Annotated in this window: 15 protein-coding genes; 14 read left to right on the plus strand and 1 reads right to left on the minus strand. The window is 44.1% G+C overall.

Annotated features, from left to right (window positions below):
- Positions 1-15: 15 nt before the first annotated feature.
- Together ACFQWC_RS19375 and ACFQWC_RS19380 are read left to right on the plus strand one after the other, a co-directional pair.
- Positions 16-1551, plus strand: coding sequence for a sugar ABC transporter ATP-binding protein (locus ACFQWC_RS19375; protein WP_377108854.1), 1536 nt, complete (start codon positions 16-18; stop codon positions 1549-1551).
- On the plus strand, positions 1520-2509 hold the full coding sequence (locus ACFQWC_RS19380) for an ABC transporter permease (protein WP_299746505.1): 990 nt from the start codon (positions 1520-1522) through the stop codon (positions 2507-2509). Before ACFQWC_RS19375 ends, ACFQWC_RS19380 begins: the two co-directional genes overlap by 32 nt.
- A gap of 53 nt (positions 2510-2562) precedes the next feature.
- Here the strand turns inward: ACFQWC_RS19380 and ACFQWC_RS19385 are convergent, their stop codons facing one another.
- Positions 2563-3087 carry a DUF2529 domain-containing protein gene (locus ACFQWC_RS19385; RefSeq protein ID WP_299746503.1) on the minus strand — a complete coding sequence of 175 codons (525 nt, stop codon included), beginning with the start codon at positions 3085-3087 and terminating at the stop codon, positions 2563-2565.
- 205 nt (positions 3088-3292) lie between these two features.
- On the opposite strand from ACFQWC_RS19385, the gene ACFQWC_RS19390 reads away from it, so the two are divergent.
- From ACFQWC_RS19390 to spoIIR, 12 genes are all read left to right on the plus strand, one after another.
- A complete protein-coding gene (locus tag ACFQWC_RS19390) occupies positions 3293-3655 on the plus strand; it encodes a response regulator (RefSeq protein WP_148971206.1) in 363 nt (120 codons plus the stop codon).
- A 180-nt stretch (positions 3656-3835) separates the two neighbouring features.
- On the plus strand, positions 3836-4693 hold the full coding sequence (fdaB, locus tag ACFQWC_RS19395) for a class IIb fructose-bisphosphate aldolase FdaB (protein ID WP_299746498.1): 858 nt from the start codon (positions 3836-3838) through the stop codon (positions 4691-4693).
- 179 nt (positions 4694-4872) lie between these two features.
- Positions 4873-5514 (plus strand): fructose-6-phosphate aldolase, encoded by a 642-nt coding sequence (gene fsa / locus ACFQWC_RS19400; protein WP_299746496.1) that lies wholly within the window; start codon positions 4873-4875, stop codon positions 5512-5514.
- A 190-nt stretch (positions 5515-5704) separates the two neighbouring features.
- Positions 5705-6988: a UDP-N-acetylglucosamine 1-carboxyvinyltransferase gene (locus ACFQWC_RS19405; RefSeq protein ID WP_098351489.1), complete on the plus strand. Its 1284-nt coding sequence runs from the start codon at positions 5705-5707 to the stop codon at positions 6986-6988.
- A gap of 377 nt (positions 6989-7365) precedes the next feature.
- The gene (glpX, locus tag ACFQWC_RS19410) at positions 7366-8328 is read left to right on the plus strand and encodes a class II fructose-bisphosphatase (RefSeq protein ID WP_299746491.1); all 963 of its coding nucleotides are present in this window, start codon (positions 7366-7368) and stop codon (positions 8326-8328) included.
- A 331-nt stretch (positions 8329-8659) separates the two neighbouring features.
- Positions 8660-9922: a transcription termination factor Rho gene (rho, locus tag ACFQWC_RS19415; RefSeq protein ID WP_044340561.1), complete on the plus strand. Its 1263-nt coding sequence runs from the start codon at positions 8660-8662 to the stop codon at positions 9920-9922.
- A 213-nt stretch (positions 9923-10135) separates the two neighbouring features.
- Entirely contained in the window at positions 10136-10348 is a 213-nt protein-coding gene (gene rpmE / locus ACFQWC_RS19420; protein WP_034765123.1) for a 50S ribosomal protein L31, read from the plus strand.
- Between the two features lie 309 nt (positions 10349-10657).
- Positions 10658-11269, plus strand: a complete 612-nt coding sequence (locus ACFQWC_RS19425; protein WP_341357176.1) for a thymidine kinase — start codon at positions 10658-10660, stop codon at positions 11267-11269.
- A gap of 147 nt (positions 11270-11416) precedes the next feature.
- A complete protein-coding gene (locus ACFQWC_RS19430) occupies positions 11417-11869 on the plus strand; it encodes a hypothetical protein (protein WP_377108855.1) in 453 nt (150 codons plus the stop codon).
- Between the two features lie 151 nt (positions 11870-12020).
- Positions 12021-13091: a peptide chain release factor 1 gene (gene prfA, locus ACFQWC_RS19435; protein ID WP_377108856.1), complete on the plus strand. Its 1071-nt coding sequence runs from the start codon at positions 12021-12023 to the stop codon at positions 13089-13091.
- Between the two features lie 2 nt (positions 13092-13093).
- On the plus strand, positions 13094-13960 hold the full coding sequence (gene prmC, locus ACFQWC_RS19440; protein ID WP_341357175.1) for a peptide chain release factor N(5)-glutamine methyltransferase: 867 nt from the start codon (positions 13094-13096) through the stop codon (positions 13958-13960).
- A 278-nt stretch (positions 13961-14238) separates the two neighbouring features.
- Positions 14239-15105 carry a stage II sporulation protein R gene (gene spoIIR / locus ACFQWC_RS19445; protein ID WP_299746474.1) on the plus strand — a complete coding sequence of 289 codons (867 nt, stop codon included), beginning with the start codon at positions 14239-14241 and terminating at the stop codon, positions 15103-15105.
- Positions 15106-15198: the final 93 nt, after the last annotated feature.

Here is a 15198-nt window from a genome sequence, read left to right on the forward strand (position 1 = left end):
AAGGAGTTAAAAGAGATGACGTCTCCACTGTTAGAAATGATCGATATCAATAAAACCTTCTCAGGAGTGAAAGCCCTAAAGAATGCAAGCTTCGATGTGAAAGAGGGGGAGGTCCATGCCCTCTTGGGGGCGAATGGTGCAGGGAAAAGTACGCTGATGAAGATTTTATCAGGAGCCTATGTGCAGGACAGCGGAGACATCATCCTTCACTCTGAAAAAAGAGACTATCAATCTCCGAAAAAAGCGAAGGAGCATGGCATCCATTGCGTGTACCAGGAAGTGGACACGGCCATTGTCCCTGGACTTTCTGTAGCGGAAAATATCGTCCTTGATCAGTTCTCACAAAAAGGTTCCTTCTTTATTACTAAAAAGTCATTAAAGAAAGAAGCGTCGGAGGCGCTTAGACGCATCGGGGCAGAAACCATTCCCCTCGGTCAGCCTGCGTCACACTTAAGTCTCGCTGAAAAGCAGCTGGTGCTCATTGCCAGAAGCCTGCTTCAACAAGCGAAAGTATTGATTTTGGATGAACCAACGGCACCTTTAAGTTCTTCTGAGACGGAAAAGTTATTCCGAGTCATAGAAGATTTAAAGAAAGAGAGAGTAGGGGTCATTTTCATCTCTCACAGGCTCCCGGAAGTATTTCAGCTTTCCGATCGCATCACGGTCATGAGAGACGGAGAGACCATTGGAACGTTTGGAACACAACAAACAACCTCTCACAAGATCATTGAAGCCATGCTTGGAGGAACATATAGAGAAGAGTTTCAGAAAAGAACGCTGCCGATCGGTGAAACGCTTTACGAAGTGAGGGGGCTCGAAGACGGACAAAAGGTGAAGGATATCCATTTATCCGTTAAGGCAGGAGAAGTAGTCGGAGTGGTCGGGCTTGTGGGAGCGGGAAAAACCGAGCTTGCCAAAGCCTTATTCGGAGCCTCTCAGGTAGAATCGGGTGACTATTTTCTGGGAGGAAAGAAGCTGAGGATTCACTCTCCCCGGGATGCGGTTCAAAATGGTCTGGCACTTGTTCCGGAAGAAAGACGAAAAGAAGGGTTGTTCATTCATGAAACCGTTCAGCACAACCTTAGCTTTCCTTCTTTAAGAAAAGTCTCCAACTGGTTATGGATCAACGGTCGCAAAGAACGTGAGCTGGCCCGTGAAAAAATCCGATCCCTTGGAATTAAAACCGCTCATGAAAGAATCCAGGCCAACTTTTTAAGCGGAGGAAACCAGCAGAAGGTTTCAATAGGGAAATGGCTGTCCGATGAAGCTTCGGTGTTTTTATTTGATGAACCGACGAAGGGCGTGGACGTGGGAGCGAAGAAAGAGATATTTTCCCTGATTCAATCCCTTGCAGAAAAAGAGAAGGGTATTCTCTACTTTTCCTGTGAAATACAAGAAATCCTGGCGATTTCGGACCGGATACTCGTCATGTATGATGGCCGGATCGTCAAAGAACTGACAAAAGAAGAAGCAACTCAAGAACTCATATTGTATTATGCTTCAGGAGGGATCCAAGCGCATGAAAGGCAAGATACTCGACTTACTATTTAAATACGGGGCCATCGTGTTGATGGCCGCGATTCTACTATTTTTCAGCTTATATAATCCATTTTTCTTCACCTATGGAAATCTATCAGACATTCTCCGCTCGATTTCCATCGTCACATTAGTGGCATTAGGGGTAACCTTTACTCTCGTCGTCGATGGCTTTGACCTTTCAGTGGGATCGACGGTTTCCCTGTCTACCGTTGTGACGGCTTCATTGATGGTCTGGTATGAAGCGCCGTTGTGGATCGTGCTCCTTGTTCCATTGTTGGTGGGAGCGGGAGTCGGGTTATTCAATTCGCTGTTGATCGTTAAATTTGGAATTCCGGATTTGCTTGCTACATTAGGGGCCATGTATATCATTTCAGGTGTTCATCGGACGTATACGGAAGGGTACTCGATCTACAATCATATGCCGATGACAACTGGCGGGACAGCCCCGGGGGAATTTTCAGAAGCGTTCCTCTGGATCGGCCAGGGAAAGTGGCTCGGATTGCCGGTACCGGTATGGATCATGCTCGTGTTGGTCGGAATCGTCTATGTGATCATGCATTTCACGAGATGGGGGCGCATTTTGTATATGACAGGGGGTAACGCAGAAGCGTCACGCTTATCAGGTGTCAGGGTGACCCGGGTGAAGTTGATTGCCTACGTTCTCTCAGGTGTATTCGCATCGATTGGAGGAATCCTGTTCACAGCCCGGGTCGGATCAGGACAGATGGATGCCGGTGGCCCGCTCCTCATGGAAGCAGTCGCCGCTGTGTTTGTCGGCTTCTCCGTCTTGGGCGCAGGAAAACCGAATATCCTCGGCACCTTCTTTGGGGCAGCGTTGATAGGGGTCCTGCTGAATGGATTGACGATGATGAATCTACCATACTATGCATTTGAAATTATTAAAGGAAGCGTACTGGTATTGGCATTGGCAGTGACGTATGTGCATGCCAAGAAGGTGCGGGGGGCTTGAAGTTTGTAAGAGAGGCGCCCTATTTGGATGCCTCTCTTTTTTTTGGTTGAGGATTACTCCTCATACTCCTCCAACATCTCACGGATCACAAACCCCAGCGCAAAATAAAGATAAAGGGCAGCCATGCTGGAAGGGAAGCTTACACGCTCACCGATTTCATCGCCTGGAAGCATGCCTTTGATCACTTTCGTATCTAAGTGAACATCGGCTAAGTCCAACAGATTCTCTGCACCCTCTACCAATCCAGAGACAGCCACGAATGGCACACCTTCATCAGCCAGTTTTTTCCCTAACTCCACAGCATCCTCATCAGTTGAAAAGCGGCTGACGACTAATACACGATCAGCTTCCGTCAGTTGGGTAGAACCATTATATCTTTTAGCAGAAGGAAGAGGTTCAGCACCAAACAAAGCCTCGGCTGTGACGGCTTCCATCTCCCCGTGACCTGCAATGTAAATATTCCCCTGCCCGATGGCAGCTTGGGCAAGCAGGCGGGCACCGTCTTCAATTTCGAATTCCTGCTTATCATAAATGCGTTTGAACAGTCCAGTTAACTGTGTTGTAAACATTTTTATCATAGAATGAACTCTCCTTATATATTTAGCTTCGACATTTGTCATCGTAACGCTTATTATAAAGGGGGAAAAGGTCTTAAGTAAAATCTTGATAAGAAGCAGGATTTTTTACAGGAAAAAGAGAATTAGTAATAAATATACAATTATTAGCCGGTTATTTTGCTTAGTAATACATAACTTACTTTAATAATGAAGGGGATTGGGATGGATGAATGAGAAAATTCTTATTGTAGACGATCAATTTGGTATTAGGATTCTATTAAATGAAGTGTTACAAAAGGAAGGCTACCAAACATTTCAGGCAGCGAACGGAATCCAGGCGCTTGAAATTGTAGATCAGCATTCCCCTGATTTGGTTTTGCTGGATATGAAGATTCCGGGTATGGATGGGATCGAAATCCTGAAGAGAATGAAGCAGAAGGATGCAGATATCCGCGTCATTATTATGACAGCGTACGGAGAATTGGATATGATTCAGGAAGCAAAGGATTTGGGAGCGCTTACTCATTTTGCGAAGCCGTTTGATATCGACGACATCAGACAGGCGGTAAAACAATATATTCCAGCTTAATGGTATTATTTGAATAGTGAAAATAGTAGTATTTTTAACAATTCGCCTCTTCAGTTGGTAAAATCAATTCTGTTTTGGTATGATACAAGTGAAATTGTAAACAATGTCACATGGTGCTATAAATAACACCGCCATTTCTACTAGAATGGCTCACTGACTGAATAAAAGGAGGAAATTACTATGCCTTTAGTTTCAATGAAAGACATGCTAATTCAAGCAAAAGAAAACAGCTATGCGGTAGGTCAATTCAACCTGAATAACCTTGAGTTCACTCAAGCGATCTTACAAGCGGCTGAAGAAGAAAAATCACCTGTCATCCTTGGTGTTTCTGAAGGGGCAGCGCGTTACATGAGCGGCTTCAAAACAGTTGTGAAAATGGTTGAAGGTCTTATGGAAGACTTAAACATCACAGTACCTGTTGCGATCCACTTGGACCACGGTTCAAGCTATGACAAATGTAAAGAAGCAATAGATGCAGGATTTACTTCTGTTATGATCGACGCTTCTCACGGTCCTTTTGAGGAGAACATTGAAATCACTTCTAAAGTGGTTGAATATGCCCACTCTAAAGGTGTTTCTGTTGAAGCTGAGCTTGGAACTGTTGGTGGACAAGAGGATGACGTAGTAGCAGATGGCGTTATCTATGCAGATCCAAAAGAGTGTCAAGAATTAGTGGAACGCACTGGTATTGATACACTTGCACCTGCACTTGGTTCTGTTCACGGTCCTTACAAAGGTGAACCAAATCTTGGATTCAAAGAAATGGAAGAAATCGGTGCGGCGACTGGAGTACCTCTAGTACTTCACGGTGGTACTGGAATTCCTACAAAAGATATCCAAAAAGCGATTTCTTACGGAACTGCTAAAATCAACGTAAACACTGAAAACCAAATTGCTTCAGCTAAAGCAGTACGTGAAGTGCTTGCAGCTGACACTGAAGTATATGATCCACGTAAATACATGGGGCCGGCTCGTGAAGCGATCAAAGCGACAGTTGCTGGAAAAATGCGCGAATTTGGTTCTTCTAACCAAGCGTAATAGATAGGTAATGTTTGGAAAGTCCTTCGTGATAGATTACGGACATTCCTTATGTGGTAGAAAAAGAATGAAGCGGTAGGATGGGACTGGCACCAGGAGAGGGTTGATACCTTTTTGGGTCAGTCCCTTCCGTTCATTAAAAGATGATTGAAAATTTTGTCGAAAATGGGGTATAGTGAATGAAATTTTTCATAGACACAGCAAACATGAGTGAAATTCAAGAAGCATTTGAATGGGGTATTCTTTCAGGAGTGACAACGAATCCGTCGCTTGTCGCGAAAGAAAAAAACGTAACATTTGAAGATCGATTAAAAGAAATCACAGATTTAGTTCCTGGTTCTGTAAGCGCTGAAGTCATCGCGACAGATGCTGAAGGAATGATCAAAGAGGGCAGGGAGCTTGCTAAGATCGCACCTAACATTACGGTTAAGCTTCCAATGACGCCGGATGGCCTGAAAGCGACATCTACTTTTGCTAAAGAAGGAATTAAGACAAATGTCACGCTGATTTTTAGTGCGAACCAAGCGCTTTTAGCGGCTCGTGCTGGAGCGACGTATGTTTCGCCTTTTTTAGGAAGATTAGATGATATCGGTCATGATGGTCTTGAGCTTGTATCCAAGATCGCTGAAATCTTTGCGATTCATGGTTTGGAAACAGAAATCATTGCAGCTTCAACCCGTCACCCTCAGCATATTACTGAAGCTGCCTTAAGAGGAGCGCATATTGCGACAGTGCCTCTGAAAGTGTTGAAGCAATTGTTCCATCATCCGCTGACGGATAAAGGAATTGAAGCGTTTCTGAATGATTGGAACAACCGCTAATCTTAGGTCAATCGGTCTAACCTAAAAAAATTCGATTATCCTATACATGTTTTGACGAATTATGTATACACTAGTAGACAATACTTCTTAGAACGTCTTCTATTGGAAAAATAATCCTTTTTGTTCTTGGTGTGCGGAGTCTTACAGCCATGGGGCTTCTTCGTCAACGAACAGTGGAAGGGAGTTTAATATGGAAAAGCTAAAAATTGCAGGAGGTTATCCCCTTGAAGGAACCATTAAAGTCAGTGGGGCCAAAAATAGTGCGGTAGCCTTGATCCCGGCAACCATTCTTGCTGATTCACCAGTCACAATCGAAGGGTTACCAGACATCTCTGATGTACGGACACTGAAAGATCTATTAGAAGAGATCGGTGGTTCAGTCACGTTGGAAGATGGGGATATGAGTGTAGATCCAAGCCAAATGGTGTCCATGCCTTTACCGAGCGGAAAGGTGAAGAAGCTTCGTGCTTCCTATTATTTAATGGGAGCGATGCTTGGACGATTCAAAAAAGCGGTCATCGGATTACCGGGTGGATGTCATCTTGGCCCGCGTCCGATTGATCAACACATCAAGGGCTTCGAGGCTCTTGGAGCAGAAGTGACGAATGAACAAGGTGCGATATATTTACGCGCCGATGAATTAAAGGGTGCCCGTATCTACCTTGACGTTGTCAGTGTAGGGGCAACCATTAATATTATGCTTGCCGCTGTACGGGCAAAAGGCAGAACGATTATTGAAAATGCGGCAAAAGAACCTGAGATCATCGACGTAGCTACATTACTAAGTAATATGGGTGCGAAGATCAAAGGGGCAGGAACCGATGTGATCCGCATTGATGGTGTAGACGAGCTTCACGGCTGCCGTCATACAATCATCCCTGACCGGATAGAAGCTGGAACGTTCATGATTCTTGCAGCAGCAGTCGGGAAAGGTGTGCTTGTTGACAACGTTATCCCATTACATATGGAATCTGTCATTGCCAAGCTCCGTGAGATGGGCGTTCCTGTTGAAACAAACGACGATCAAATCTATATCGGCAGAGCGGACAAGCTCAAATCCGTTGACGTGAAAACACTGGTGTACCCAGGGTTCCCGACAGATCTGCAGCAGCCGTTTACCACATTATTGAACCGGGCAGAAGGTTCCGCTGTCGTAACAGACACCATCTATTCAGCCCGCTTCAAGCATATCGATGAACTGAGAAGAATGAATGCGACGATCAAGGTGGAAGGTCGCTCGGCCATCGTCAATGGACCTGTACAATTACAAGGCGCCAAAGTGAAAGCAAGTGATCTGCGCGCAGGAGCGGCCCTTGTCATCGCCGGCCTAATGGCAGAAGGAATCACAGAAGTGACCGGTCTCGAACATATCGACCGCGGCTACAGCGACCTCGTTGCCAAGCTCGAAGGCCTAGGAGCGACAATCTGGCGTGAAAAAATGTCAGCGGAAGAATTGGAGCAGATGAAGTCATAGATTCTTAAAGCTGTACTATTGTATAGAAGGTTGTTTCCACTAGGAGTAATGGTAAAACATTTAAAACTAAGTTGATTGGAACGGAAGGGTGCTCGACTCCTGCGGGAGAAGCGGGAAAGTAAGAAAAGCGGAGGCTCACCGCCCGCCCCGCGGAAAGCAAGCACCCTGGAGTGGAAATCAACAACTACTCGCTTTTTGTTAATTTCCTTAAATATTTCCAATATGACCAGTTCTTTTTCGACTATATGAACCATTGTGTCCTACTTTTTTCGAAAAAAAATCTCTCCACCCTCTTTAATGTGTTACAATAAATCTGTTAATATGTTATACAATTAAAGAATATTGTAAAACAAAAGGGAATACGGGAGGCTATATACATGGAAAGAAGTTTATCAATGGAGCTTGTTCGAGTAACAGAGGGGGCTGCCCTTGCATCGGCTCGCTGGATGGGTCGCGGTAAGAAGGATGAAGCAGATGATGCTGCAACCTCTGCTATGCGCGATGTATTCGATACAGTACCGATGAAGGGAACAGTTGTCATCGGTGAAGGTGAAATGGATGAAGCTCCAATGCTTTATATCGGTGAGAAACTAGGGACAGGCTATGGTCCGCGTGTAGATGTGGCCGTTGATCCGTTGGAAGGAACGAATATCGTTGCTTCCGGAGGCTGGAATGCACTGGCGGTACTCGCGGTGGCAGACCACGGAAACCTACTGAACGCACCGGATATGTATATGGATAAAATCGCAGTAGGACCAGAAGCAGTTGGGGAAATTGATATTAACGCTTCTGTTATCGATAATCTAAAGGCCGTTGCAAAAGCAAAGAACAAAGACATCGAAGACGTAGTTGCAACCGTCTTGAATCGTCCTCGTCATGAGCATATCATTCAGCAGCTGAGAGAGGCGGGAGCCCGTATCAAGCTGATCAATGATGGTGATGTAGCAGGAGCTATGAATACAGCATTCGATCATACGGGTGTCGATATTTTATTCGGTTCCGGCGGTGCTCCAGAGGGGGTACTTGCTGCCGTTGCGTTGAAATGCTTAGGTGGAGAAATCCAAGGAAAGCTTTTACCACAGAACGATGCCGAACTGCAGCGCTGTATCAGCATGGGGCTGGATGTGGACAAGATCCTTCGAATGGAAGACCTCGTATGCGGTGATGATGCGATCTTTGCAGCAACAGGTGTAACGGACGGGGAACTGTTAAGAGGTGTTCAGCTTAAAGGAACATACGGTTTGACTCATTCCGTCGTTATGCGTGCGAAGTCTGGAACCGTCCGCTTCATAGACGGCCGTCACAGTCTTCAGAAAAAGCCAAACCTGGTTATGAAATAATAAATAGACATTGAAACATAGAGAGAGAAACAAACTCTTCTTATAAGAGATGAGGGATGGGCAGAGTGTCTTACCATTCTGCCCATGACTACTCTTATCACTCACTTTTTTTCTTCATAGGTGAAGAAATGCTGCCTATCTACAAAATTACCTTCCTTTTTTTACCCAGTCATTGATTCTTGATTAAAAGTATGGTTACAATAGATAAGGTTTTTATCTTCAGCATTTTTTCTATTAGTTTATGCTTCAACATATTTCTTCATTTTTAGAAAAATCTACCCTTCTTTTTATTTATTTTAGGTAGGACAAATTAATAAAGCGTGGTGTCATGATGGAAGAGTTAACAATCTCTAGCTTAGAAAATATGAAGCTTAAAGAGCTTTACGAGCTAGCCAAACAATACAAAGTTTCTTATTATAGTAAATTAACAAAAAAAGAATTGATTTTCGCTATCCTTAAAGTTCGTGCAGAACAAGAAGGCTTCTTCTTTATGGAAGGTGTTCTTGAAATCATCCAGTCAGAGGGCTTCGGTTTCTTAAGACCGATCAATTATTCACCAAGCTCTGAGGATATTTATATTTCTGCATCACAAATCCGCCGTTTCGACCTTCGTAACGGGGATAAAGTATCAGGGAAAGTGCGTCCTCCGAAGGAAAACGAACGTTATTTCGGACTGCTTCATGTTGAAATGGTCAATGGAGAAGAACCGGAATCCGCGAAAGAACGTGTCCATTTCCCAGGTCTCACGCCTTTATATCCTGACCGTCAAATGAAACTTGAAACAACACCGAACAAAATCTCAACGCGCATCATGGACCTTATCGCGCCTGTCGGTTTTGGACAACGTGGTTTAGTCGTTGCGCCACCTAAAGCCGGTAAGACGATGCTGATCAAAGAGATCGCAAACTCGATCACAACGAATCATCCTGAAGCGGAATTAATCATTCTTCTGATCGATGAGCGTCCAGAGGAAGTAACGGATATCGAACGTTCTGTAGAAGCAGAAGTCGTAAGCTCTACATTTGATGAAGTACCGGAAAATCACATCAAAGTGGCAGAACTTGTTCTTGAGCGCGCGATGCGTTTAGTGGAGCACAAACGTGATGTGATCATTCTGATGGATAGTATCACTCGTTTAGCCCGTGCTTATAACCTGGTCATCCCTCCAAGTGGACGAACGCTATCCGGAGGTATTGATCCTGCGGCGTTCCACCGTCCGAAACGATTCTTCGGTGCTGCACGTAATATTGAAGAAGGCGGAAGCTTGACAGTTCTCGCTACTGCGCTAGTGGATACAGGATCCCGCATGGACGATGTCATTTATGAAGAGTTCAAAGGAACAGGGAACTTAGAGCTTCATCTTGATCGTTCTCTTGCTGAAAGACGTATTTTCCCGGCCATCGACATCCGTCGTTCCGGAACTCGTAGAGAAGAACTTCTGATCAAACCGGATCATCTTGAAAAGCTATGGGCAATCCGTAAAGCGATGTCCGATCAGCCTGATTTCGCTGAGAAGCTTATGCGCAAGCTGAAGCAATCGAAGACGAATGAAGAGTTTTTCAATGTGTTGACAGAAGAGTCGAAGAAGCGTTAATCTAGTAATCGAATGATTGGAACGATGTCTGTAACTTCCAATTTTTCAGGTTGCAAATATTACTTGTCCTTGTTATAATAGTGTCAATGTGTTTTTAAAAACTGGATGTGGTAAGGGGCTGGCTATAACTCTCATGCTTATGCTCATATCACATATATCTTCGTAATAAATTACTCTGTTTCAGATGATTCAGGGCGGAAGGAGATGAAAGAAATGAAATCAGGAATTCATCCAAAGTACAACACGATCAAAGTTAGCTGTGCTTGCGGTAACGAATTTGAAACTGGTTCTGTAGCGGAAGAAATGCGCGTTGAGGTATGTTCTGAATGCCATCCATTCTACACAGGACGTCAGAAATTCGCTGACGCTGGTGGACGTGTTGACCGTTTCAACAAAAAATACGGTCTTAAAAATCAACAACAATAATGAAGAGCTGGAAGGTCATATCAAATTTCTTTGTGCGTAAGGCATAAAGATATGATTGTCACTTCTCTTCTATTAGAAAAACAGGCAAGGATCTTCATGCTTGCCTGTTTTTTATTCTCTTTAAAGCAAATGGTTGAAGAAATAGAGGCAGTTCCAATTGAGCTGTGCCTCTTTTTTTCTGCCAAATTACTGAAAATCAAGCATTATTCCCGTACATAAAGGAATGCTTTATACTAAAGAGTAGTCCGTTTTTACTAACAGTCAGGCTGTTTTCTATAGAATATTGTATAAGGAAGGAGAGGCGCTTTCGTGTATGTCATGAAACAAACGGGTTGGGTAGAAGTCATTTGCGGCAGCATGTTCTCAGGGAAATCCGAAGAACTGATCCGCAGGGTACGACGCACTCAATTTGCTAAACAAGAAATTGCTGTGTACAAGCCAAAACTAGATAATCGCTATAGCGATGAATCGGTTGTATCTCATAACGGTACCTCTGTAATCGCCAAAGCAGTCGAGGGTTCAAATGTGATTCTCGATGACCTGAATCCTGAGGTAGATGTAGTTGCTATTGATGAGGTTCAATTTTTTGACGAAGGCATTGTAGAGGTCGTCCAAAAATTAGCAAACAGTGGGTATCGTGTCATCCTCGCAGGACTTGATCAGGATTTCCGCGGAGAACCATTCGGTCCGATGCCTGATTTAATGTCCATTGCCGAGCAAGTGACAAAACTTCAAGCCGTTTGTGCAGTCTGCGGCTCTCCTGCAAGTCGAACGCAACGATTAATCAACGGCGAACCAGCTTGCTATGATGACCCCATCATCCTTGTGGGTGCATCTGAAGCTTATGAGCCAAGATGCCGTCATCACCATGAAGTTCCAACTGGAATGAGCGTGACACCTGATATGGTGAAGGAAGTTTAAATAGTGAATGAAGCCCTTTATTTAGGGCTTTTTTTATTTGGCTCATTTCAACTTATTGAAAATGCGATACTTACCCCGAAGCACTCCAAACTTTAAGTGCATAAGCACTTTCCTGTAGGAAATCCTAAAAACAGGAGGTGTGAAAGCATGAAAAAACTACTGTTAGCTTTATCCTTTACCGTATTCTTCATTTTAATCACCGCGTGTGGAGTGAATCAGGAATCAGAATTCGGTATGCACGAGGATCAAAATGGTACACGATTCATTGATAATCGAAAAGATGAAATGAATGATCGTCAAGATAGAAGCGTCAGAAATACGACAAATGAAAACCCGAACTTTCCAAACCTGACGAACTCACCAGGCACAACTTCGACGACAACTGGCGTGTATGAAGACAAAGCACGGGAGGTTGTGAGGGAATATTCCAACTTTGAACCAGATGAAGTCTGGATCAATGGCGAACAAATGTGGGTGACGGCACATACACAGAATGAAATGAGCATGGCTGAGACGGATAAAGAAGAAGCGATGTTAAAAGAGAGATTAGAAAAAGCCATCCCAAGGTTCAATGTTAATGTGAAAATCACCGAAAGATAAAAAAGTGCAAGCAGGTCTGTATGCTGATCTGCTTGCCTTCTACATAATATCCACCACTTTATGCCTTCTGCCTGATCCCGATCCTCCTTGTGTTTACATACACCATATAATATAATTAGACTGTTATGGACTAAAATTGAGGTGAATAGCTGTGTTCGATCGTTTACAAGCAGTGGAAGATCGCTATGATAAGTTAAATGAACTATTGAGTGATCCAGAAATTGTGAATGACCCAAAGAAGCTAAGAGATTATTCGAAAGAGCAATCAGACATCCAAGCAACGGTAGAAGCATATCGAGAATATAAAGAACTTACTGGACAGTATAAAGACGCTAAGGCGATGTTGGATGATAAGCTTGATGCTGATATGCGTGAAATGGTGAAAGAAGAAGTTTCCGAGCTTGAAGAACAAATTGAAGCATTGGAAGCCCGTCTGAAAATATTATTGATCCCGAAAGACCCGAACGATGATAAGAACGTAATCATGGAGGTACGTGGTGCTGCAGGTGGAGATGAAGCAGCCCTGTTTGCTGGTGACTTATACCGTATGTACAGTCGCTATGCAGAATCGCAAGGCTGGAAGACCGAAGTGATGGAAGCGAACTCCACTGGTGTTGGTGGATATAAAGAGATCATCTTTATGATCAACGGAAATGGCGCATTCTCCAAAATGAAATACGAAAACGGAGCACACCGGGTGCAACGTGTACCTGAAACAGAATCCGGCGGACGTATTCATACGTCGACGGCAACGGTGGCCTGCCTGCCAGAAGCGGAAGAGGTCGAAGTGGATATTTACGACAAAGATATCCGTGTCGATACCTTCGCATCCAGTGGCCCGGGAGGACAGAGTGTTAATACAACCATGTCTGCTGTGCGTCTGACTCACTTGCCGACAGGTGTAGTCGTTTCATGTCAGGATGAAAAGTCGCAAATCAAGAACAAAGAGAAGGCAATGAAAGTATTACGTGCACGCGTTTACGATAAATTCCAACGTGAAGTTCAAGCTGAATACGATGCAAACCGTAAATCAGCCGTTGGTACAGGTGATCGTTCCGAACGTATCCGTACGTACAATTTCCCACAAAACCGCGTCACGGATCACCGCATCGGATTGACGATCCAAAAGCTCGACCAAATCCTTGAAGGAAAGATGGATGAAGTCATCGATGCATTGATTATCGAAGACCAATCCAAACTTCTTGAAAGACTGGAAGAGTAGTCATGGTGACGGTATTTGAAGCCCTGAAATGGGCTTCTTCTTTTTTAGTCGAAAATGGCCGTGATGAAAATGTGGGAGAAATCTACTTACGGCATCTAATGGGAATGTCACGGTCACAACTGCTGGCAGAACAGCGGAGGTCCGTCCCTCAAGAGAGTTGGGAAGAGTTTCAGAATGGGATCCGGGAGCATGTAGGCGGGGTGCCGATTCAGCATATTATCGGGGTTGAGGAGTTTTATGGTCGGGAGTTTGTGGTGAATGAGCATGTGCTGATTCCGAGGCCGGAGACGGAAGAGCTTATTTACTATGGTCTGGAGAAGATGAAGGATTTATTTGGTGAAACGGTCCCTCCTCTTAAGGCTGCCGATGTCGGAACGGGCAGCGGAGCGATTGCCGTTACGTTGAAGCTTGAGTCGAAGCGCTTGCCTCTTGAGATGATGGCCGTCGATATTTCGAATGAAGCACTGGCGGTTGCGGGTGAGAATAGCTCGAAGCTCGGGGCGGATGTCCGTTTTTTCGCAGGGGATCTGTTACAGCCTTTGATCGCAGATGGTGTGAAGCTGGATATTCTGTTATCGAACCCTCCGTACATTCCCTTGACGGATCGGGAAACTCTATCAGATATCGTGATCGATCATGAGCCGGAACTTGCTTTGTTCGGTGGGGAAGATGGCTATGATTTATATAAACGTTTCATGGATGAGTTGCCTCGTGTGATGAAGGAAAAATGTCTGATCGGTTTCGAAGTCGGCGTCGGGCAGGGAGAGACTGTGGCGGATCTGCTGCGCAAGACCTTCCCGGACGCGGAAACGGAAGTCGTTCATGATATCAATGGGAAAGATCGCATGGTGTTTTGTGTAAGAAAATAAGGAAGTGTGCCTTCGATTGTGATGATCGGGGGTGTTTTTTTTGAAAAATTGGAATGGATCTGGATAAATATAGATTCTCGCTTCTGCTCTGACCTGCTCGTCGTCATGTTTATTTTCAAAACTGAAGTTATATTTTCAAAAACAGCCCACATATTTTCAAAAACAAGATTTTATTTTCAAAAAGTCCCCCCGGCCAAATTTCCACACCCAAAATGTTATTTTACTAGTTTAAGATTTCCCCTTTTTGACTAGACTGTTTTACTGAGGGGGAGATAAAAATGAAAACAAAACATACGGTGTTATTGTATATCTTGATTCTATCATTAGGAACGATTCTAAGTTTATATATACCAAAGCAGGAAATGGCGGCCCAGGAGACGATGGTGATCCCGGAAGAAGCGATTCGACTTCGGATTCTGGCAAACAGTGATCTGGAACAGGATCAAAACGTCAAAAGACTCGTTCGTGATGAAGTAAATAAAGAGATTACGAATTGGGTAGAGACTCTTACATCACAAGAAGAGGCGAAATCAGTGATTAAAGCAGGTTTACCAGAGCTGCAGAAAATTGCGGAAGAGGTTGTCGCTGAGCAAGGTTTAGATCAATCGGTGAAAATTGATTTTGGAAAAGTTGAGTTTCCTACCAAATTATATGGTCAGTATCTATACCCGGCAGGTGAATACGAAGCCGTGTTGATTACACTGGGTGCAGGAGAAGGAGCGAACTGGTGGTGTGTCCTTTATCCGCCTCTATGCTTCCTTGATTTCTCGACTGGAAATGCGGTAAGAAGTCCTGGATTTGAAACGAAAGTAGAAGCCAGTGGAAATGAGATCACCGAAGTGGATCCTGAAGATGAGGAAGATGTCAATGGGATTTCGGAAATGGATTCGGATGTAGAAGAAATGAAATCTCCTGAAACTGAAATGGAAGATGTGATTGCTTATAAAGGAGTCGAGCTGGAAGCAGTGGAAGCAGAAATGACGGAAGAAGCAGTAGCTGCAGATGAAACAAAAGAAGAGCTTCTAGTAAAAGAAAGCAGCGTGAAAACAGAGACGGAAGCAGTCTTCGTTGAAGAAGGAGAAGAGGAAGAGGTTAAGGTCCGCTTCTTCGTGGTAGATCTTTTCAAAGGATTATTCAATAAGTAAAATGTAGAGCTTCATCCATGAGATGAAGCTATTTTTATGCCTATCTTTCTAGTATTTTTTCACAACAACCTGTTCTATTCTCTCCTTTCCCTC

The organism is Rossellomorea sp. GCM10028870 (assembly GCF_042666755.1).
Classification (GTDB): Bacteria; Bacillota; Bacilli; order Bacillales; family Bacillaceae_B; genus Rossellomorea.